17 protein-coding genes and 1 riboswitch are annotated in these 19754 nt (G+C 73.0%); of the genes, 9 read left to right on the top strand and 8 right to left on the bottom strand.

Annotated elements, in window-relative coordinates; all coding sequences use genetic code 11:
• Window positions 1–85 precede the first annotated feature (85 nt).
• Window positions 86–490: a hypothetical protein gene (locus GA0070564_RS29195; RefSeq protein WP_176730551.1), complete on the top strand. Its 405-nt coding sequence runs from the start codon at window positions 86–88 to the stop codon at window positions 488–490.
• A 52-nt stretch (window positions 491–542) separates the two neighbouring features.
• Here the strand turns inward: GA0070564_RS29195 and GA0070564_RS05845 are convergent, their stop codons facing one another.
• Both GA0070564_RS05845 and GA0070564_RS05840 read right to left on the bottom strand, forming a co-directional pair.
• The gene (locus tag GA0070564_RS05845) at window positions 543–1880 is read right to left on the bottom strand and encodes a C39 family peptidase (protein ID WP_091603503.1); all 1338 of its coding nucleotides are present in this window, start codon (window positions 1878–1880) and stop codon (window positions 543–545) included.
• 44 nt (window positions 1881–1924) lie between these two features.
• Window positions 1925–3262, bottom strand: coding sequence for a peptidase C39 family protein (locus tag GA0070564_RS05840; RefSeq protein WP_091603500.1), 1338 nt, complete (start codon window positions 3260–3262; stop codon window positions 1925–1927).
• Window positions 3263–3444: 182 nt separating this feature from the next.
• On the opposite strand from GA0070564_RS05840, the gene GA0070564_RS05835 reads away from it, so the two are divergent.
• From GA0070564_RS05835 to GA0070564_RS05820, 4 genes are all read left to right on the top strand, one after another.
• Window positions 3445–5307 carry a M14 family metallopeptidase gene (locus tag GA0070564_RS05835; RefSeq protein WP_091603497.1) on the top strand — a complete coding sequence of 621 codons (1863 nt, stop codon included), beginning with the start codon at window positions 3445–3447 and terminating at the stop codon, window positions 5305–5307.
• Window positions 5308–5406: 99 nt separating this feature from the next.
• Window positions 5407–5475, top strand: a riboswitch (cobalamin riboswitch).
• A 110-nt stretch (window positions 5476–5585) separates the two neighbouring features.
• Window positions 5586–6524 (top strand): ABC transporter substrate-binding protein, encoded by a 939-nt coding sequence (locus GA0070564_RS05830; protein ID WP_091603495.1) that lies wholly within the window; start codon window positions 5586–5588, stop codon window positions 6522–6524.
• Between the two features lie 205 nt (window positions 6525–6729).
• Window positions 6730–7758 carry a FecCD family ABC transporter permease gene (locus GA0070564_RS05825; RefSeq protein WP_245669850.1) on the top strand — a complete coding sequence of 343 codons (1029 nt, stop codon included), beginning with the start codon at window positions 6730–6732 and terminating at the stop codon, window positions 7756–7758.
• A gap of 23 nt (window positions 7759–7781) precedes the next feature.
• A complete protein-coding gene (locus GA0070564_RS05820; protein ID WP_091604630.1) occupies window positions 7782–8618 on the top strand; it encodes an ABC transporter ATP-binding protein in 837 nt (278 codons plus the stop codon).
• Between the two features lie 3 nt (window positions 8619–8621).
• Here GA0070564_RS05820 and GA0070564_RS05815 read toward each other — a convergent pair whose 3' ends face one another.
• The 4 genes from GA0070564_RS05815 to GA0070564_RS05800 form a co-directional block, all read right to left on the bottom strand.
• A complete protein-coding gene (locus GA0070564_RS05815; protein ID WP_091603492.1) occupies window positions 8622–9383 on the bottom strand; it encodes a VOC family protein in 762 nt (253 codons plus the stop codon).
• Between the two features lie 114 nt (window positions 9384–9497).
• Entirely contained in the window at window positions 9498–10235 is a 738-nt protein-coding gene (locus GA0070564_RS05810; protein WP_091603489.1) for an ABC transporter permease, read from the bottom strand.
• 10 nt (window positions 10236–10245) lie between these two features.
• A complete protein-coding gene (locus GA0070564_RS05805) occupies window positions 10246–11139 on the bottom strand; it encodes an ABC transporter ATP-binding protein (RefSeq protein ID WP_091603486.1) in 894 nt (297 codons plus the stop codon).
• A gap of 148 nt (window positions 11140–11287) precedes the next feature.
• Window positions 11288–13363 (bottom strand): HelD family protein, encoded by a 2076-nt coding sequence (locus GA0070564_RS05800; protein WP_091603483.1) that lies wholly within the window; start codon window positions 13361–13363, stop codon window positions 11288–11290.
• Window positions 13364–13565: 202 nt separating this feature from the next.
• Here GA0070564_RS05800 and GA0070564_RS05795 point away from each other — a divergent pair, with 202 nt between their 5' ends.
• Genes GA0070564_RS05795 through GA0070564_RS29185 form a run of 3 tightly spaced genes read left to right on the top strand, consistent with a single transcriptional unit; the run spans window position 13566 to window position 16349 of the window.
• Entirely contained in the window at window positions 13566–14150 is a 585-nt protein-coding gene (locus tag GA0070564_RS05795) for a helix-turn-helix domain-containing protein (RefSeq protein ID WP_091603480.1), read from the top strand.
• Window positions 14151–14195: 45 nt separating this feature from the next.
• On the top strand, window positions 14196–15464 hold the full coding sequence (locus GA0070564_RS29190) for an MFS transporter (RefSeq protein ID WP_176730549.1): 1269 nt from the start codon (window positions 14196–14198) through the stop codon (window positions 15462–15464).
• Between the two features lie 33 nt (window positions 15465–15497).
• Entirely contained in the window at window positions 15498–16349 is an 852-nt protein-coding gene (locus GA0070564_RS29185) for a menaquinone biosynthetic enzyme MqnA/MqnD family protein (RefSeq protein WP_176730548.1), read from the top strand.
• 48 nt (window positions 16350–16397) lie between these two features.
• Here the strand turns inward: GA0070564_RS29185 and GA0070564_RS05785 are convergent, their stop codons facing one another.
• Window positions 16398–17351, bottom strand: a complete 954-nt coding sequence (locus tag GA0070564_RS05785) for a serine hydrolase (RefSeq protein ID WP_091603477.1) — start codon at window positions 17349–17351, stop codon at window positions 16398–16400.
• Window positions 17351–18304, bottom strand: coding sequence for a hypothetical protein (locus GA0070564_RS05780; protein WP_091603474.1), 954 nt, complete (start codon window positions 18302–18304; stop codon window positions 17351–17353). Before GA0070564_RS05780 ends, GA0070564_RS05785 begins: the two co-directional genes overlap by 1 nt.
• Window positions 18305–18655: 351 nt before the next feature.
• Here GA0070564_RS05780 and paaA point away from each other — a divergent pair, with 351 nt between their 5' ends.
• Window positions 18656–19726: a 1,2-phenylacetyl-CoA epoxidase subunit PaaA gene (paaA, locus tag GA0070564_RS05775; RefSeq protein WP_091603471.1), complete on the top strand. Its 1071-nt coding sequence runs from the start codon at window positions 18656–18658 to the stop codon at window positions 19724–19726.
• Window positions 19727–19754: the final 28 nt, after the last annotated feature.

Below are 19754 nucleotides of genomic sequence, written 5' to 3'. Positions count from 1 at the left end.
GCGCGGGCCGGGGATGAGTGGCGGCCGCCCGCTAGGGTGGGCGGCCGTGCTGAAAAGGATCACCAGATGGTGCGTACGGTGGGTCGTGCTTCCGGTCGTGGCGCTGGTCGCCCTGGGCGGCGTCGGCTCCGAGGTGGGGCCGGCCTGGCAGGCGAAGTCCGGTGGTGGCACTCCGGGGACGTTCACGGCCGGGTACGAGACGTGCGGGCGGCGGGCCTGCACCTGGTACGGCGACTTCGCGCCCGGTGACGGTTCGCCGGTCCGTCGGGACGTCATTCTGTACGACGCGCCGGATGAGCTGGTCCGGGGCGGCAGCGCGCCGGCCCGGGACACCGGTGCCCGCAGCGGCGTCTTCGGCGCCTCGGGCGGTGGTTTCTGGGTGGCGGCCACCCTCTTCGCGGCGGTGGGCGTCGCGGCGGCGCTGGCCTGGTTGGTGCTGCTCGCCCGGGCGGTCCGCCGTCGCCGCGCGCTTAGCGGGCCGGGGCGTTAAGAAGGGGCCCCTGCTATACCGAATGCGTTAACAAGGGGCCCCTCCTTTCACCTCACCAGTTGGTGGAGCCGGGGATGACGGGCCAGGGCCGGTCGGCCGGCTTGATCAGGTACGCGATGCCGCCGGAGCCGCCGGCCACCGTGCCGTTGGCCCGGTAGCGCTTGGTCCGCAGCCAGATCTGCTCGAACTGCTCCCGCTGGTAGACGTTGCGCACGGCGTCGTCCGAGGAGGAGGCGGGGTCGTTGACGATGACGTCCCCGTCGGCGGTGAAGCCGACCACCACGAACAGGTGCCCGGCGGTGCCGTAGTTGGCCCCGTCCAGTTCGCTGGCGAGGAAGGACTGCGAGGTGACGACCGGGATACCAGCCTTGATGAAGCGTTCCACCTCGTCGAGGGAGTGCAGCCGGGTGACCTTGGCGTCGAGGCCCGGGAAGCTGGCCGCGTACGCGGTGTTGAACGGCCAGTTGCCGGCGCCCTCGTACTCGTGGTCGTAGGTCATCCGGGCGGCGTGGTCGACCGTCGGGTCGGCGTAGCTCGGGTCGACCCAGGCGGTGTCCTCCGCCGACGGCCTGCGTCCCCAGTACTCGACCACCATCTCGGTGGAGGTCGGTGAGCACCAGGCCTCACCGCCGTTGTCGTACTCGGGGTACTCGCCCCTGTGGATGTTCTGCGAGTAGCGTGGCACGGGCAGTTCGGTGCCCCAGGCGATGCCACCCCTGCTCGGGGTGACGGTGAACCGGTCGGGCACGTTGGAGGCCATCGCGCCGAGCATCCGGACCCGGGGGGAGGCGGCCTGTCCGGGCGCCCGGTAGAGGCTCAACCTCAGCTGGTACGACCGCAGCAGCACGCCGGCCTTCGCGTCGTCGATGGCGAAGGTGTCGGTCCAGACGCTCGACCAGGGGTCGCCCTGCCCGTCCAGGGTGGCCCGCTTGATGTCCTGGTCGCCGGAGGCCCAGCGGCCCATCACGTACCAGGGGGTGTGGTCGCCGGTGTTGTAGGTGCCCTGGAGCTCGACCTGGATCCAGGTGCCGGCCGGGGTCTCGGCGTTCCAGGAGGCGACCAGTTCGGTGGCGTCGAAGCCGACCTGCCGCTGCGGGGAGGTCCAGGTGGCGTACTCCCAGGTGCGGGTGGTGCCGCTGTGTTCGTCGGTGAACTCGGTGGTTCCGGCCGGCTCGCCCATGGTGATCCCGGTGCGGTGACCGGGGATGGCGTACGTCCCGTGGTGTTCGCCGGTACGCCAGTCGGGGTGGCTGGACCATTCCTGCCAGGTGATCTGTTCGTCGTGGGTGGGCACGGGGAGATTGTTGTCGGCCCGGGCCGGGGTGGGGGCGAGGAGGGTGAGCGCGGTGGCGCCGGCGAGGGCGACCGCGCGCAGCTTCGGTGTGACCATCGGAACTCCGCGAGGTGAGGTGGACGGGGGTGGGTTGGTCGGGGTCACCAGTTGGTGGAGCCGGCCACCTGCGGCCAGGCGACGCCGGCCGGCTTGATCAGGTAGACGATTCCGCCGGACCCGCTGCCGGTGCCGCCGCTGGCGGTGGTCCGCTGCGTGCGCAGCCAGATCTGCTCGAACTGGGCGCGGGGGTAGACGTGCCGGACCGCGGCGTTGCTCGGCGACGCCGGGTCGTTGACGATGACGTCGCCGGTGGCGGTGAAGCCGACCACGACCATCAGGTGCCCGGCGGTCCCGTAGCCGGCACCGTCGAGCTCACTGGCCAGGAAGGACTGGCTGGTCACGACGGGGATGCTGGCGGCGATGAAGTGTTCCAGCTCGTCGAGCGAGTGCAGCCGGGTGACCTTTGCCTCCAGGCCGGGGAAGCTGGCCGCGTAGGCGGTGTTGAACGGCCAGTTGCCGGCGCCGTCGTACTGGTAGTCGTAGGTCATCCGGGCGGCGTGGTTGACCGTTGGGTCGGGATAGCTCGGGTCCACCCAGGCGGTGTCGGTGCTGGACGGCCCGCGGCCCCAGTACTCCACCACCATCTCGGTGGAGGTGGGCGAGCACCAGGCCTCGCCGCCGCCGTCGTACTCGGGGTAGTGCCCGGCGTGGATCTCCTGCGAGTGCCGGGGTACGGCCAGTTCGGTGCCCCAGGCGATCCCGCCGGCGCTGGGGGTGACGGTGAACCGGTCGGGTACGGCCGAGCTCATCGCGCCGACCGAGCGGACCACCGGCGTCGTGGTCCGGGTCGGGTCCCGGTAGAGGGTGAGCCGGAGCTGGTAGGCCCGGAGCAGCACCCCGGCGGCCGGGTCGTCGACGGCGAGGGTGTCGGTCCAGACGCTGGAGGTCTTGTCGGTCTGCTTGTCGACGCTGGTCCGCTTGATGTCGGCGTCGCCGGAGGCCCAGCGGCCCATGACGTACCAGGGGGTGCGGGTGCCGGTGGTGTAGGTGCCCTGGACCTCGACCTGGAGCCAGGTGCCGGCGGGGGTGTCGGCGTTCCACGAGGCGACCAGCTCGGTGGCCCCGAAGCCGACCTGGGTGACCGGCGAGGTCCAGGTGCCGTACGCCCAGGTGCGCCGGGTGCCGGTGTGCGGGTCCCGGTACCCGATGGTGCCGACCGGGGTGCCGAGGGCGAGCCCGGTCGCGGTGACGGTGGTGCCGGCGGTGGTGCCGGCGCCGAGGCTGGCACCGGACCAGCCCTGCCAGGTGATCTGCTCGTCGTGGGTGACGGTGGTCGTGCCGGTGGCCGGGCGGACGGCTCCGGCCGGTGCCGTGGTGCCGAGCAGGGTGAGTGCGGTCAGGCCGGCGAGGGCGGCCGTGCGCAGGGGGTTCGTGACCATGGCAGCTCCACAGTGCTGAGGCGTCCTTGCCGTTCACTGTCCCGCCCGGAGGGAAGTTTCGCCAGGGGTCGAAGCATGGAAACTTGTTGCCGGTATGAGGATCTGGTCGGGATGACGCCTCGATATTGATCTAAATTGATTGATCGGGTGGAGTGTGCGCAAGGACCCCGAGGAGGTTATCCATGGCCCTCCGCACGCCCACCCTTCGCCGCCTGGCGCTCGCCCTCGCCGCCGGGCTCGGCCTCGTCACCCTCGCCGGCACACCGGTCTCCGCACGACCGGCGCCGGACCGCACCGCCGAACCGGCCGCCGTCGCCTACCGGGTCGTCGGCCCCCGCACCCTCGCCGACCGGGACGCCGTCGCCCGCACCGGCGCCGCCATCGACCTGGTCGAGGACGGCAGGCTGTACGTCTCGGCCACCCGGCGGGAGGTCGCGGCCATCCAGCGCCTCGGCTTCACCCTGGAACTCCAGACCACGCCGGCGCCCGCCGGCAACGTCGGCAACCAGGCGTTCCCGTCCGCCGACTCCAACTACCACGACTACGCCGAGCTGAACGCGCTGGTCAACCAGGTGGTCGCCGACCACCCGACCATCGCCCGGCGGACCAGCATCGGCACCTCGTACGAGGGCCGGGACCTGATGGCGGTGAAGATCTCCGACAACGTCGGCACCGACGAGAACGAACCGGAGATCCTCTTCAACGCCCAGCAGCACGCCCGCGAGCACCTGACCGTCGAGATGGCGATCTATCTGCTCAACCTCTTCACCGACAACTACGGCACCGACTCCCGGATCACCAACATCGTCAACTCCCGGGAGATCTGGATCGTCCCCACCGTCAACCCCGACGGCAGCGAGTACGACATCGCCACCGGGTCGTACCGGTCGTGGCGGAAGAACCGCCAGCCCAACAGCGGCTCGTCGTACGTCGGGACCGACCTGAACCGGAACTGGTCGTACCAGTGGGGCTGCTGCGGCGGCTCGTCCGGCTCCACCTCGTCGGACACCTACCGCGGCCCGTCCGGCTTCTCCGCCCCCGAGACGTCTGCCCTGCGCAACTTCGTCAACAGCCGGGTGGTCGGCGGGGTGCAGCAGATCAAGGCGAACATCGACTTCCACACCTACTCGGAGCTGGTGCTCTGGCCGTACGGCTACACCACCGCGAACACCGCCACCGGGATGAACGCCGACCAGTACAACACCTTCGCCACCATCGGCCAGCAGCTGGCGGCCACCAACAACTACACCCCGGAGCAGTCCAGCGACCTGTACATCGCCGATGGCACCAGCATCGACTGGATGTGGGCGACCCACGGCATCTGGGCGTACACCTTCGAGATGTACCCGGGGTCGTCCAGCGGCGGCGGCTTCTACCCGCCCGACGAGGTGATCCCCGCCCAGACCTCCCGGAACAAGGAGGCCGTGCTGCTGCTGTCGGAGTACGCCGACTGCCCGTACCGGGCGATCGGGAAGCAGGCGCAGTACTGCGGCACCGGCGGTGGTGGCACCACCGTCTGGTCGGACACCTTCGAGACCGCGACCGGCTGGACGACCAACCCGGCCGGCACCGACACCGCCACCACCGGGGCGTGGGAACGCGGCGCCGCACAGGCCACCACCTCGTCGGGGGCCAAGCAACTCACCCCGTACGCCGGCAGCAACGACCTGGTCACCGGCCGGCTCGCCGGCACCGCGGCGGGTGACTACGACGTCGACGGCGGGGTGACCAGCGCCCGGTCCCCGGCGGTGACCCTGCCGGCGAGCGGCACCCTGACCCTCTCGCTGGCCTGGTACCTGGCGCACGGCTCGAACGCCTCGTCGGCGGACTACCTCAAGGTCAGCGTGATCCACAACGGCGGCACCACCACCCTGCTCAACGTCGCCGGGGCGGCCACCAACCGCGACGGCGCCTGGACGGTGTCGAACCTCGACCTCACCCCGTACGCCGGCCAGTCCGTCCGGATCCAGGTCGACGCCGCCGACACCGCCACGGCCAGCCTGGTCGAGGCGGCTGTGGACAACGTCACCATCACCGCCTCCTGACCTCGCACCGGCGGGGGCCCGCCACCCCCTCGGGCCCCCGCCACCCCACTGCCGGTCCCCGGACGTGCGCTATCGTGGCACGGATCGTCCCGCAGCGAAGCCGGTGGGAAACCGGCGCTGTCCCGCAACTGTGATGCCCCGCCCGGACACGGGTGGGGACGAGCCAGGTCGCCTGCGGACGATCGCGACACGCGCTCTCGAGGAAGGGCGCCTCGCGGACGGGTGGCCCCTGCGCCCTGTCGGCGAAGCACCACGCTCCTCGACCGACAGGAGGACCGATGTCCAGACGTACCCCCCGGGTGTTCGCCGCCCTGCTCGCGGCCGCCGCGCTGACCCTCGGCGCCTGCGCCGAGAAGAGCTCGGACACCACCGGAGCGGCCGGCGGGAACTCCCCGGCCGCCAGCTTCCCCGCCACGGTCGGCAAGCTGACCCTCGACAAGCGCCCCGAGAAGATCGTCTCGATGTCGCCGACCGCGACCGAGATGCTCTTCGCCATCGGCGCCGGCAAGCAGGTCACCGCCGTCGACGACCAGTCGAACTATCCGGCCGAGGTGCCCAAGAGCGACCTGTCCGGCTTCCAGCCCAACGCCGAGGCGATCGCCGGCAAGAGCCCCGACCTGGTGGTGCTCTCCAACGACACCAACAAGATCGTCGACCAGCTCACCAAGCTGAAGATCCCGGTGCTGCTCGCCCCGGCCGCCAACACCCTCGACGACACCTACCGGCAGATCACCGACCTGGGCACCCTCACCGGCCACCCGGCCGAGGCAACCGACCTCACCCAGCGGATGCGCGACGACATCGCCAAGCTGGTCAAGGACCTGCCGCAGCGGTCGGAGAAGCTGACCTACTTCCACGAGCTGGGCCCGGAGCTCTACACCGCCACCAGCAAGACCTTCATCGGCTCGCTCTACGCCCTGGCCGGCCTGGAGAACATCGCCGACGCCTCCGACGCCGACGGCAAGGCGATGGGCTACCCGCAGCTCTCCCAGGAAGTGATCGTCAAGGCCGACCCGGACTTCGTCTTCCTCGCCGACACCAGGTGCTGCCAGCAGTCGCCGGAGAAGCTCAAGGCGCGCAGCGGCTGGGCCGGCCTCACCGCCGTCAAGAACAACCAGGTGGTCGCCCTCGACGACGACATCGCCTCCCGCTGGGGCCCGCGCGTCGTCGACCAGGTCCGCGCGATCGTCGACGCGGTCGCCAAGGTGCCCGCGTGACGGTCCACCACCGGTGACCGTGCGACCCACGGAGCCCGACCGGCCGGCCGGGGCGTCCCGTACGCCCCGGCCGGCCGGCGTGCCCGTGACCGGTCCCCCCGCCGCCGGGCCGGGCGCCGCCGCCCAGCCGGGTGGCGCCACCGCCGGGTCCGGTGGCGCCGAGCGGCCCCCGGCCGGGCCGGGTGCGACGGCCCGGCCGGCCGGGCTGCGACTGCGCTGGCTGGTCGCCGGCATCGCCGCCGTCCTGGTGGCGCTGGTCGCCGGCGTCTCGCTGGGACCGGTCAGCCTGCCCGCCGGCAGCGTCGCCGTCGAGCTGCTCAACCTGTTCCCCGGGGTGCACCTGGACAGCGGGCTCAGCGCGAGCGAGATCGCCATCGTCACCGAGCTGCGGCTGCCCCGGGCGGTGCTCGGGCTGCTGGTCGGGGCGCTGCTCGCCCTCGCCGGCGGGGCGTACCAGGGGGTGTTCCGCAACCCGCTCGCCGACCCGTACCTGCTGGGCGTGGCGGCCGGCGCCGGACTCGCGGTGACCGTGGCGATCGTCCTCGGGGCGAACGTCGAGGTGTTCACCGGGATGTCGCTGACCGTGCCGCTGGCCGCGTTCGTCGGCTCGCTCGGGGCGGTGCTGATGACGTACCTGCTCGGGGCGGCCGGCGGACGGGACCGCTCCCCGGCCACCCTCATCCTGGCCGGGGTGGCCGTCTCCGCGTTCCTCGCCGCCGGCCAGACGTACCTGCTGCAACGGCACGCCGACACCATCCAGCCGGTCTACTCCTGGCTGCTCGGCCGGCTCGCCACCGCCGGCTGGGAGGACGTCCGGCTGGTCCTGCCGTACTTCGCGGTCACCGCCGTGGTGGTGCTGCTGCACCGGCGGGAACTCGACGTGCTCTCCCTCGGCGACGACGAGGCGACCAGCCTCGGGCTGCACCCGCAACGCTCCCGCTACCTGCTGATCGCCGCCGCCTCGCTGGGCACCGCCGCCGCCGTCTCCGCCTCCGGCCTGATCGGCTTCGTCGGGATCATCGTGCCGCACACCGTACGGATGCTGGCCGGCTCCAGCTACCGGGTGGTGCTGCCGCTCTCCATGCTCTTCGGCGGCGCCTTCCTGGCCCTGACCGACGTGGTGGCCCGGACCGCCGCCGCCCCGCAGGAGATCCCGATCGGCGTGGTCACCGCCCTGCTCGGCGGCCCGTTCTTCGTGCTGATCCTGCGGACCGCCCGGCGGGTCTTCCCGTGACCGGGCGCGAGCCGGCGGGTGCCGTGAGCCCGACCGCCGTGGCCGTCGAGGTGCGGGACCTGCACGTGACCCTGGACCGGGTGCCGATCCTCACCGGCGTCGACCTGACCGTCGCCGCCGGTGAGTGGGTCACCGTGATCGGCCCGAACGGCGCCGGCAAGTCGACCCTGTTGCGCGCCGTCGGCGGCCTGCTGCCCGCCGGCCCGGCGGTCACCCTCTTCGGTACGCCGATCCGGGCCCTGAAACCCCGCCAGCGGGCCCGGGTGGTGGCCACCGTGGCGCAGTCCCCGGCGGTGCCGGCCGGCATGTCGGTGCTGGACTACGTGCTGCTCGGGCGCACCCCGTACATCGCCCCGCTGGGCCGGGAGTCGGCCGCCGACCTGGGCGCCGTGCACGACGTGCTGGCCCGGCTGGACCTGGACGCCTTCCGCAGCCGGGAGCTGGCCACCCTCTCCGGCGGCGAACGGCAGCGGGTCTTCCTGGCCCGGGCGCTCGCCCAGGGCGCCACCCTGTTGCTGCTCGACGAGCCGACCAGTGCCCTGGACATCGGCCACCAGCAGGAGGTGCTGGAGCTGGTCGACCAGCTCCGCCGGGAGCACGGCCTGACCGTGCTCGCCACCATGCACGACCTCTCCATCGCCGGCGAGTACGCCGACCGCCTCGTCCTGCTCGACGCCGGCCGAGTGGTCGCCGCCGGCCCGCCGGACGAGGTGCTCACCGAGGAGCTGCTCGCCCGCCACTACCGGGCCAACGTCCGGGTCGTCCCCGGCGAGCACGGCCCCCTCGTGGTCCCCGTCCGCCGGGGGTGGAAGCAGGGGCCCCCTCTTAACGCCTCCGGTATAGGAAGGGCCCCCTGTTAACACCTACGGGCGGGCGATGATCGAGAAGAGCGCGCCGGCCGGGTCGCGGAGGGCGGCCTGCCGGCCCTGCGCGATGTCCCGCGGCGGCACCAGGATCGTGCCGCCCAGCTCGGCGGCGCGGGCCGCCGTGGCGTCGGCGTCGGCCACCGCGAACCACACCGACCAGTACGCCGGCAGGTCCGCCGGATAGCCGTCCCCCAGCGGTGGCGTCATCCCGGCGACGATCCGCGCCCCGCACCGCCAGCCGGTCCAGGTGCCCCCGTCCATCGGCCGGTCCTCGGGATGCCAGCCGAAGACCAGCTCGTAGAAGGCCTTCGCGCCCTCCGGGTCGGGGCTGACCAGCTCGTTCCAGCACATCGAGCCGGGGGCGTTGAACAGCTCCGCGCCGCGCATCCGCATCGGCTGCCAGACGCTGAACACCGCGCCGGCCGGGTCGGCGAAGACGCCCATCCGCCCCTGGTCGAACACGTCGAAGGGGCTGACCAGCACCTGCCCGCCGGCCGCCTCGACCCGGGTGGCCGCGAGGTCGGCGTCGTCGGTGGCCACGTACGTCGACCAGATCGGCACCTGGTCGGGGGTGGCCGGCGGCCCGGCTCCGGCGACGGCCCGCCCGTCGACGAGGAAGGTGGTGTAGCCGCCGGCCTCCGGCTGCGGCGCCACCCGCCCGGTCCAGCCGAACAGCTCGGGATAGAAGCGTTTCGCCCCGGCCAGGTCGGAGGTGGCCAGGTCGGCCCAGCAGGGCGTACCGGGCTCGACGCCGCTCACGGGAACCCCTCTCGGCCGCAGCACGGCCCGCAGGCCGGAGGCGGCCGGGACGGCACGCCCTGCCGGCATCGTGGCACCGGTACCGGCCCGGGCGGGGCGGAATCGGGCTAAACGTCAGCGGAACCGGCGACCCTGGTCCCGCCGGTACGCCCAACCGGCCACCCCGGCCAGCACCACGATCCAGACCCCCAGCATGACCAGGGCCAGCGGGTCGGGCCGGCGGTCGGTCACCGCCGCCCACATCAGCTCCACCGCGCCCCGGGTGGGGAGGTAGGGCGCGATCGTGCGGACGAAGCCCGGCGCGTCGTCGGGGCCGGAGAGCAGCCCGCCGCCGAACGCCAGCGGGAAGAAGACCACCTGCGCGACCACGGTCGCGGCCCGACTCGGCAGCGAGTAGCCGATGGCGAGCCCGAGCAGGGTGAACGGCGCCGACACCACGGCCACGCCGAGGGCGCCGAGCAGCAGCTGCACCGGGCTGACCCGGGCCGCGGTCGCCACCGCCGCGATCACCACCACCGGCAGCATGCTCAGGTAGGTCAACACCACCCCGGCCAGGATCCGGCCGGTGAAGCGCACCGCCGGACCGGCCGGCAACGTCCGGGTGTACGGATCCCAGGGCTGGTTGCGGTCCTCGGCGACGCCGATGCCGTACTGGAAGATGTTGGCGCTCATCACCGCGAAGGTGATCATCGCGGCGGTGGCGTACGTGGCGCCGACCGCGTCGTCACCGGCGAACGGCACCACGAAGAAGAGCATGGTGGCGGCGGGGAAGAACGCGCTGCCGACCACCGCGACCGGGATCCGGACGGTCTCCAGGAGTTGGTAGCGGGCGTGGACCAGGGCGAGTGGCACGGTCGGCTCCTCAGGCGGTCGCGGTCGCGGCTTCGGCGCGGTCGCCGTCGGTGATGGCGAGGAACGCCTCCTCCAGGGAGGTCGGGCGCACCTCCAGGTCCCGGAACGGCACCCCGGCGCCGACCAGATCCCGGACCAGTTGGTCGGCGTCGGTGGTGAGCAGGTGGGTCCGGCCGTCGGTGCGTTCGGTGGCCACCACGCCGGGCAGGTCGGGCAGCTCGTCGGCGACGAAGCTGACCCGGTGCACCCCGACGATGCCGCGGATCGCGGCCACCGTGTCGTCGGCGAGCACCCGCCCCCGGCCGATCACCACCACCCGCTGGGCCAGCGCCTCCACCTCCTCCAGGTAGTGGCTGCTCAGCAGCACCGTCCCGCCCTCGGCGTGGAACGCCCGGATCGCCTCCCACAGGGTGCGCCGGGCCGCCACGTCCAGTCCGGTGGTCGGCTCGTCCAGGATCACCAGCCGGGGCCGGCCGACGAAGGCCAACGCCACGGCGAGCCGGCGCCGCTGCCCGCCGGAGAGCCCGCCGGTCTGCCGGCGTGCCTGCTCGGCGAGGCCGAACCGGTCGAGCAGTTCGGCGCGGGGCACCGGGTCGGGGAAGTGCGCGGAGACGAAGTCGACCACCTCGCCGACCCGCAGCGTGCCGGGCAGGCCGGTCTCCTGCGGGGTGACCCCGAGGGCGCGGCGGGCGGCCGGGTCGCGGGGGTCGCCGCCGAACAGCTCGACCCGACCGGTGGTGGGGTGGCGCAGCCCGACCAGCAGGTTGATCAGGGTGCTCTTGCCGGCGCCGTTCGGCCCGAGCAGGCCGACGAGTTCACCGGCGCGGACGGTCAGGTCGACCCGGTCCAGGGCGAGCACCTCGCCGTACCGTCGGGTCGCCTGGTGGGCGCGCGCGAGGATCATGGGGCTCCTTCTCGGGGTTGCGGTCCCGGTCGGATCTGCCGCCCTCCCGTTGTACTCTGCCGCCGCCACTCCCGCTGTCCCGTCCGCCGCCGGTCGGTTAAGAAGGGGCCCCTGCTATACCGGAGGCGTTAACAGGGGGCCCCTCCTTTCACCCCAGCGGGGTGGGGAGGGGGGCGTGGTGCAGGACGGCGAGGCGGGAGACCGCCCGGGTCAGCACCACGTAGAGGCGGTGCAGGCCGCGCGGCTCGGCGGCCACGATCGCGGCCGGTTCGACGACCACGACGTGGTCGTACTCCAGGCCCTTGACCAGGGTGGCGGGGACGACGGTGACCCGCTCCGCGGCCTCGACGTCGTCGGCGGTCGCGGTCGGCACGCCGGCGTCGGCGAGCGCGCCGCGGATCCGGTCGACCGTGTCGTCGGCGGCGATCACGCCGACCGAGCCGTCGTGCGCGAGCGCCGCCCGCACCTCCGTCACCGTCGCCGCCACCAGGTCCTCGACGGTACGCACGTCAAGCGTGCCGTCCCGGCGCAGCGACTCCGCCGGGGGCACGTCGACGGCGAGCGCCGGAAGCAGCCGGTTGGCGAAGGCGACCACGGCGGCGGGCACCCGGAAGCCGATGCTCAACGGCACCACCGCGGCGTCCGGCTTGCCCAGGTGGGCCAGGCTCTCCCGCCAGTCCCGGGCGGCCCAGGGGGCGGTGCCCTGGGCGAGGTCGCCGAGGAGGGTGATCGAGCCGTGCTCGCTGCGCCGGGCGATGGCCCGGCACTGCATCGGGGAGAGGTCCTGCGCCTCGTCGACCACCACGTGCCCGAAGCCGGCCGGCCGTTCCAGCAGCCCGGCGGCCTCGTCGATCAGCACGGCGTCCGCGGCGGTCCACCGGGTGGCCTTCGGGGTACGACCGAGCTTCGTCCCGACGCTCCGCGAGCCGTTCCCGGCCGGTCCGTCCGCCTCGGGCGCCCGGCCGTGCAGCAGCCCCTGCTCGTCGGCGGTCAGCAGCCCGTCGGCGGCGGTGGCGAGCGCGTCCGGGTCGGTGAGCAGCCTGTGCAGCAGACCGTCCGGGGTGAGCGCCGGCCAGACGGTGTCGAGGAACTCGGTGACCGGCTTGGCCTTGCCCATCCGGCGCAGCCAGGCGTCGCTCGGTGACTCGGCCCGGCGCGCCTCGGCCTGGCGTTGCAGGAGTCCCACCACCCGGGCCCGGATCCGCTCGCGGCCGGTGGCGTACGGCAGCCCCTCCGCGCGGGTCTCGGCGACCACCCGGTGCAGCGGGTCGAGGCCGATCCGCCAGCGGAACGAGCCGTCGGAGACCATGATCGGCTCGGTGGGGCTGCCGATGTGCGCCTCGACGGCCCGGCGCAGCAGCTCGGCCATCCGTACGTCGTGCTTGAGGGTGGCCACGGCCGGGTCGTCGACCGCCCGGACCGGCACCCGCTCGACCAGGTCCTCGACGGTGGCCTGGGCGACCTCCACCTCGCCGAGCGCCGGCAGCACCGCGGCGATGTACGACAGGAAGGCCCGGTTCGGCCCGACGATCAGCACGCCCGAGCGGCGCAGCCGCTCCCGGTGCAGGTAGAGCAGGTACGCGGCCCGGTGCAGCCCGACGGCCGTCTTGCCGGTGCCCGGGGCGCCCTGCACGCAGATCGAGTCGGCCAGGTCGGCGCGGACCAGCTCGTCCTGCTCGGGCTGGATGGTCGCGACGATGTCCCGCATCGGCCCGACGCGCGGCCGTTCGATCTCGGCGGTGAGGATCCGGCTGGCGGTGCCGAGTTCCTCGCCCCGGTCGAGGTGCTCGTCCTCGAAGCTGGTCAGCACCCCGGCGTTGAACCCGAACCGGCGCCGGACGGCCACGCCCTGCGGGTCGCGGGCGCTGGCCCGGTAGAACGACCGGGAGACCGGGGCGCGCCAGTCCAGCACCAGGGGTTCGCCCAGGTCGTCGGTGACGTGCCGACGGCCGACGTGGTACTCCCGCCCGGCGTGGTCCGGGTCGAGGTCGCCGAAGTCGAGCCGGCCGAAGAAGAGCGGCGTGGTCGGGTCGTCGGCCAGCTCCTTGACCCGCCGGGCCATGTGCCGGCCGAGCTGTTCGGCGGTGTACGCGTCCCCGGCGACCTTGTCGCCGGTGGCGAAGAGGGCCTCGGCCCGCTCGCGCATCCGGCGCAGCGCGGCGCGGGAGGCGTCCAGGTGGGCGCGTTCGGCTCGGAGGTCGGTGTCGAGTTCGGTCAGGGACACGGTGGGTCCTCACGGATGGCTGGCTGGTCGCTCGCGTCTCCGGGGCGGATGGCCGGTGCCCGGCGCGGGACGTCCGCTGCGGTGTCGTCACACCCCGGCCGTCAGGCGGCCATCAACGTTAGTCGACCGCGCCGTCCCTCTCCACCTGATTTCACCCGCCGGGCGGGCGTGACGTCTCCGGCCGGCGCGGGATCATGGGGGGATGACGGAGGCGCGCGCCGAGCAGCGCCGGATGAGGATCAGTGACCCGCAGGTGATGCGGGCGCTGGCCCATCCGGCCCGGTTGTCGATCATGGAACATCTCAGCACCCTGGAGGGCGGCGCGACCGCCACCGAGTGCGCGGAGCTGGTCGGGCTGTCGCCGAGCGCGACCAGCTACCACCTGCGGGCGCTGGCCCGGTTCGGACTGGTGGAGCAGGCGCCGAGCCGGGGTGACGCGCGGGAGCGGGTCTGGCGCACCTTCAGTCAGAGCTGGATGGTCGACGCCGGGCGGGACGCCGGCCCGGAGGCCCGGGCCGCGGAGGCGACCCTGGTGGAGGCGCACACCGCGCGGGACGCGGAGCGGACCCGGGACTGGCTGCGGCGTGCCGGCGACGAGCCACCCGAGTGGTACGCGGCGACGCTGTCCAACGACACGCTGCTGCTGGTGACGGCCGAGGAGCTGGCGGAGTTGAACGAGAGGGTGATGGAGCTCCTCGCCCCGTACCGGCAGCGGACCCGGCAGGCCGACCCGCCGGCGGGGGCCCGCACGGTGGCCGCGCACTACAAGGTGGTGCCGCTGCCGTAGCGCAGGGTCTTGTGTGGACCATTTGTGAAGGATTAATTTCGAAGTATGTCCTTCACAACTGGCGAGTCGCGCTGGTCCGACGTCTGGATCTCCGCCACCGCCCGCGGCACCACCATCTGCGGCGAGTTCCTCGCGGCCACCGCCCTCGCGCTCGCCCTCCAGGGAGCCGGCGCCGGCGGTCTCGCCGTCGCCGGCCTGCTCCTCGCCGCCACCCTCCCGCTGGTGGCGCTCGCGCCGCTGACCGGGCGACTCGTCGACCGGTACGACAGCCGCACCCTGCTGGTCACCGCGGGCGCCCTCCAGTCCGCGGTCTGCCTGCTCCTGGCGTACGCCGGACACCCCGTCCTGGTGGTCACGCTGGTCGCGCTGCTCGCCTGCGGCCTCGCGGTGACCCAGCCCTGCCTCGCGGCGCTGCTCCCGACCATGGTCCGGCGCGCGGACCTGCCCCGGGCCAGCGCGATCCAGCAGACCGCCGTCTCGGTCGGAGCACTCGGCGGCCCGGTGCTCGCCGGCCTCCTGGTCGGCCAGTTCGGCACTCGGGTGCCGTTGCTGCTCGACGCGGCGAGCTACCTCGCGCTGGTCGCCGCCGGCCTGCTGCTGCGCACCCGCCGGGGTGGCCGGCGGACGGTCGCCGCCACCGTGACGGCCGCTGGAGCGGCCCCGGCGTGGCGGCTGCGCCGGGACCCGTTGATGCTGGCCATGGTGGTGATCACCGCGACGGTGATCACCGCGATCGGCGGCATCAACGTGATCGAGGTCTTCTTCATCCGGGAGACCCTGGACTCGTCCACCACCATGTACGGGCTGGTCGGTGCGGCCTGGATGGCGGGCATGCTGCCGGGAAGCTGGCTCGCCGCCCGGCTGGCCGGCCGGCTCACCGCCGACGGCGCGCTGGTCCACGGGGTGCTCACCACGCTGGGCGGCTGCGCGCTGATGGTGGTGTGCGCCGCGTTCGTGCCGACGGCCGGCTACCTGGTTCCGCTCTGGCTGATCGGTGGGGCGGCCAACGGCGGTGACAACGTCTTCGCCAACGTGCTCACCGCCCGGCGGGTGCCGGAGGCGGCGCGTGGCCGGGCGTACGCGGTCAACGGCGCGGCCGTGCAGGGCGGCTCGATGGCCGGCCGTCTGATCGGCGGCGCGCTGCTGGCGGTGCTGCCGCCGAGGCCGGTGATCGCCGGCCTGGGCGTGGCCGGCCTGCTGGTGGTCGCCCTGTTCGTGCCGGTCGTCGCCCGGGCGGTCCGGCGGTCCGGGCCCGCCGCGGCACCCGACGACCCGCCGGGTGCGGAGTTGGCCACTCCCACGGCCGCCCGGTGAGCCCTCGGCGGGCGGCGGGGATACGGTCGGGGCATGGCTGAGCGCGTCGCACGTCCCCGGGTCGGGCACATCCAGTTCCTGAACTGCCTGCCGATCTACTGGGGCCTGATGCGCTCCGGCGCCCTGCTCGACGTCGACCTGCACAAGGACTCGCCGGACCGGCTCAACGCCGCGCTGGTCGCCGGCGACCTGGACATCGGCCCGATCTCGAACGTCGAATATCTGCGGCACGCCGACGAGCTGCTGCTCCTGTCCGACCTGGCGGTCGGCAGCGACGGGCCGGTGCTCTCGGTCAACATGGTCTCCACCCGGCCGCTGGGCGAGCTGGACGGCCGCCCGGTCGCGCTCGGCTCGACCTCACGGACCGGCGTGCTCCTGGCCCAGCTGCTGCTCGGTGAGCGGTACGGGGTTCGGCCGGAGTACTTCCGCTGCCCGCCCGACCTGACCCAGATGCTGCTGGAGGCCGACGCGGGGGTGCTGATCGGCGACGTGGCGCTGCGCGCCCTGCACGAGGCGCCCCGCCGGGGCCTCGAGGTGACCGACCTCGGGCAGGCCTGGCGGGAGTGGACCGGCCTGCCGATGGTCTTCGCCGTCTGGGCGGTCCGCCGGGACTTCGCCGCCGCCCATCCCGGCTTGGTCAAGGAGGTGCACGAGGCGTTCCTGCGCTCGCGCGACCTCTGCCTGGCCGAGCTGGACCAGGTCGCCGAGGCCGCGGCCCGGTGGGAGACGTTCGACGCGGCGACCCTGGCGACCTACTTCCGCACGCTGGACTTCTCGCTGGGTGAGCGACAGGTGGCGGGCGTGCGCGAGTTCGCCCGCCGGGTCGCCGCGATCGGCGAGGCGCCGGCGCTGCCCGAGGGCGGCCCGGAGTTCTTCGCCGGCTGACCGACCCCCGGCCCCGCCCGGCCCGGGGCCGTCGGCAGGTCGGCCGGGTCAGACGGCCGGGCGGAGCAGCGCCTTGGTGATCTTCTGGCAGTTCTGCATGCCGTAGTCGTAGCCCATGCCGATCGGGTAGCGGACCATCACGCCCATCGTCCAGGTGTCACCGATGGCCAGGCAGTTGATGTGCATCTCCTGCTCCCGGTCCCGGTTGATCCACCCGTTCTTGATGGCGATCTTCTTCTGTTCGGCGGGCGGGAACGCCTTGCGGATGCCGAAGTCGCCCGGGGCGCGCACCAGCCGCATCTCGTTGAGCAGCCACTTGGTCCACTTCGGCCCGGCGGCCCGACCGTCCTTGATGCACAGGCCCATCCGGGCGGTGTCGCGGGGCGAGAGGTTCGTCCGGCTCCAGCCGCCGTCGGCTGCCGGCTTGCTGTCGGTCAGGTCGCAGATGGCGATCAGTCGCTTGATCGACGGGGACCGGCCGACGGCGTTGTAGAACTGCTCGGCCCGGGTGTTGTCACTGTCCCGGATGATCTTCGTGGCGTCGGCCAGCTTGGCGTCGCTCGGCGTGTCGCCGGCCTCGGCGGTACGCCGCAGGTAGTCGGCCACCACCCACGCCTTGATCATCGATGCGGTGGTGCTGGTCTGCGCCTGGTTCGCCGAGCCGATGAACTTTCCGGTCCGGGTGTCCAGCACGCTCCACGAGTACCAGCCCTTGATGCCGAGGCTGGTCAGCGAGCGGGCCTGGAACGGCAGCGGCGGCAGCGGAGGCGGCGTCGGCGACGGGGTGGGGGACGGGCGCGAGCTGCGGTTGGTGGGCTGGCCGGAGGCCCGACCCTCCGTCGAGGTGGTGCCGGTCCCGCTCGGGGCCGCGGAGGCCAGCGGCGAGCCGGGGACGAAGCGGAGGGAGACCAGCACCAGCCCGACCAGGGTGACCGCGATCGCCCCGACCAGCAGGGGGGTGTTGCGTCCGCGCCGTCGGGGGGCGCGTCGGCTGCCCGCCATCAGAGCGTCCCGGCCGGCTGCTGCGGCGCCTTGGCGGCGGTGCCCGGCTGCTGCGGGGTCACCAGTTGGGTGGCCACGCTGGCGCAGACCTTCGCGCCGTAGGTCAGACCGTTCTCGGTCGGGTACCGCATCATCACTGCGAGGCTCCACTTGTCGGTCACGGCGAGGCAGTTCACGTGCCAGTTGCCGTCGTACTGCAACGGGGTCCAACCGTTCTTGATGCTGACCCGGGTCTGATCCGTGATCGACGAGGGCAGCCCGTCGATGATGCCCCATCGACCGCCGCCGGAACGCTTCTGCTGCTCCTCGACCGTTCCGCGGACCTTCGACATCTCGTCGAGCACCAGCCCGGTCCAGGTCGGCCCGGCGGCCGTGCCGTCGGCGACGCAGTCACCGAGCCGGGCGGCGTCCCGGGGGGACATCTGGGTGAAGCTCCACCAGCCGAGATATCCGGGCACGGTGCCGGGGTGGGTGTCGGTCAGCCCGCACATCGTGATCATCCGGTCGATGTCGGCCGCGCCACCGGCGGCCTTGTAGAGCGCGTTGGCCGCGTCGTCGTTGCTGTCCCGGATGGCGGTGACCACGTTCTCCCGCATGTCGGCCGGGGGCTGCTGGTCGCCGAGTTGCCGGAGGTAGTCCGAGACGATCCAGACCTTGATCATCGACTCGGTCGAGCTGGTCGACGTGAGGTTCGGGGCGCCGGAGATCTCCCCGGTCGCCCGGTCCAGCAGCGCCCAGGAGAAGAACTCTCCGTCGAAGTTCACCGACACCGGGCGGTCGGCCAGGGTGGCCGGGCCGGTGACGGTGTTCTCCGGCACGACCACGCGCTCCGCGGCGCCGTTGCCGGCGACCAGATCGTCGCCGACCAGCCGCGCGTACGCGGTGGGGGCCAGGGCGACGCCGCCGAGCAGGAGGGTGACGGCGGCGAGCACCAGGGCCATGCGGGATCGCATGAGTAGGAAGCTCCAGATGTGGGGGCCGGGGGGCCGGTGGTTGTCCGGATCGGCTGTTCGCCCAGGCCGGGGGAGTGGCCTGCGTCGTGTCGGCGACCGTCGGCGGCACGACCGTTCTGCGCGGAAAGTCTACGTCCGTGGGGGCGACGCGCCAGGGTTCGACGCTCGGTGCGGCGGGTTGATGAGCCGCTATGCCGCGCTTGGGGGGATTCACCTTTGCAAAGTGAGTGATGTCACAGCTGGCCACGTGGCCCGGCTCGCCGGTGACGCTGTGTTCGCGCACCGTTCCGGAGGCCGGAATCCTGTTACACACCTCTGGTGTGTGGGTCGGTGAGCTGTAACACTGGCTGCATGTATGGCAACGACTTCCCCGCGCCGGACGACGCGTCCGGCGGAGGCCTGCTCGGTGAGGTGGAAGCCGCCGAGGCGGCGCTCCGCGAGGCCGCGGCCCGTGCCCGGCGCTTCGGGGCGCCCACTCCCGACGCGGACCTCGACGCCTACTTCGCCGACGTGATCGAGGCCGACCAGAAGATCGAGCCGCGCGACTGGATGCCGGAGGCGTACCGCAGGACGCTGATCCGGCAGATCGCCCAGCACGCGCACTCCGAGATCATCGGCATGCAGCCGGAGGGGAACTGGATCAGCCGGGCGCCGTCGCTCAAGCGCAAGGCGATCCTGCTGGCCAAGGTCCAGGACGAGGCCGGCCACGGGCTCTACCTGTACGCCGCCGCGGAGACGCTGGGCATCAGCCGGGACGAGCTGGTGGACCTGCTCCTGTCCGGCCGGCAGAAGTACAGCTCGATCTTCAACTACCCCACCCTCACCTGGGCCGACGTGGGCGTGATCGGCTGGCTCGTGGACGGCGCCGCGATCGTCAACCAGGTTCCGCTCTGCCGCTGCTCCTACGGCCCGTACGCCCGGGCGATGATCAGGGTCTGCAAGGAGGAGTCGTTCCACCAGCGGCAGGGCTACGAGATCCTGCACGTGCTGGCGCACGGCACCGCGGAGCAGAAGGCGATGGCCCAGGACGCCGTGGACCGCTGGTGGTACCCGTCGCTGGCCATGTTCGGCCCGCCGGACGGCGACTCCACCCACTCCGCGCAGTCGATGGCCTGGAAGATCAAGCGGTTCTCCAACGACGAGCTGCGCCAGCGTTTCGTGGACATGTGCGTGCAGCAGGCGGAGGTCCTCGGCCTCACCCTGCCCGACGAGGACCTGCGCTGGAACGACGAGCGCGGGGCGTACGACTACACCCAGCCGGACTACGACGAGCTGATGCAGGTGATCAAGGGCAACGGCCCGTGCAACCGGCAACGGATGGAGCACCGCCGCCGCGCCCACACCGACGGCGCCTGGGTACGCGAGGCCGCCGCGGCGTACGCCGCCAAGCGGGAGCAGCAGAAGGAGAAGGTCGCCGCATGAGCGAACGCACCGAGCGAGGCGAGGGCCG

Source organism: Micromonospora mirobrigensis, from assembly GCF_900091555.1.
Classification (GTDB): Bacteria; Actinomycetota; Actinomycetes; order Mycobacteriales; family Micromonosporaceae; genus Micromonospora; species Micromonospora mirobrigensis.
Note: the sequence above shows the minus strand (reverse complement) of the source record. Positions and strands in the feature narration are given on the sequence as shown.

Excerpts from the sequence above, each read along its gene's own strand:
- GA0070564_RS05845 (WP_091603503.1), bottom strand. The coding sequence starts at position 1,880 with ATGGTCACACCGAAGCTGCGCGCGGTCGCCCTCGCCGGCGCCACCGCG.
- GA0070564_RS05840 (WP_091603500.1), bottom strand. The coding sequence starts at position 3,262 with ATGGTCACGAACCCCCTGCGCACGGCCGCCCTCGCCGGCCTGACCGCA.
- GA0070564_RS05835 (WP_091603497.1), top strand. The coding sequence starts at position 3,445 with ATGGCCCTCCGCACGCCCACCCTTCGCCGCCTGGCGCTCGCCCTCGCC.
- GA0070564_RS05830 (WP_091603495.1), top strand. The coding sequence starts at position 5,586 with ATGTCCAGACGTACCCCCCGGGTGTTCGCCGCCCTGCTCGCGGCCGCC.
- GA0070564_RS05805 (WP_091603486.1), bottom strand. The coding sequence starts at position 11,139 with ATGATCCTCGCGCGCGCCCACCAGGCGACCCGACGGTACGGCGAGGTG.
- GA0070564_RS05795 (WP_091603480.1), top strand. The coding sequence starts at position 13,566 with ATGACGGAGGCGCGCGCCGAGCAGCGCCGGATGAGGATCAGTGACCCG.
- GA0070564_RS29190 (WP_176730549.1), top strand. The coding sequence starts at position 14,196 with ATGTCCTTCACAACTGGCGAGTCGCGCTGGTCCGACGTCTGGATCTCC.
- GA0070564_RS29185 (WP_176730548.1), top strand. The coding sequence starts at position 15,498 with ATGGCTGAGCGCGTCGCACGTCCCCGGGTCGGGCACATCCAGTTCCTG.
- GA0070564_RS05785 (WP_091603477.1), bottom strand. The coding sequence starts at position 17,351 with ATGGCGGGCAGCCGACGCGCCCCCCGACGGCGCGGACGCAACACCCCC.
- GA0070564_RS05780 (WP_091603474.1), bottom strand. The coding sequence starts at position 18,304 with ATGCGATCCCGCATGGCCCTGGTGCTCGCCGCCGTCACCCTCCTGCTC.
- paaA (WP_091603471.1), top strand. The coding sequence starts at position 18,656 with ATGTATGGCAACGACTTCCCCGCGCCGGACGACGCGTCCGGCGGAGGC.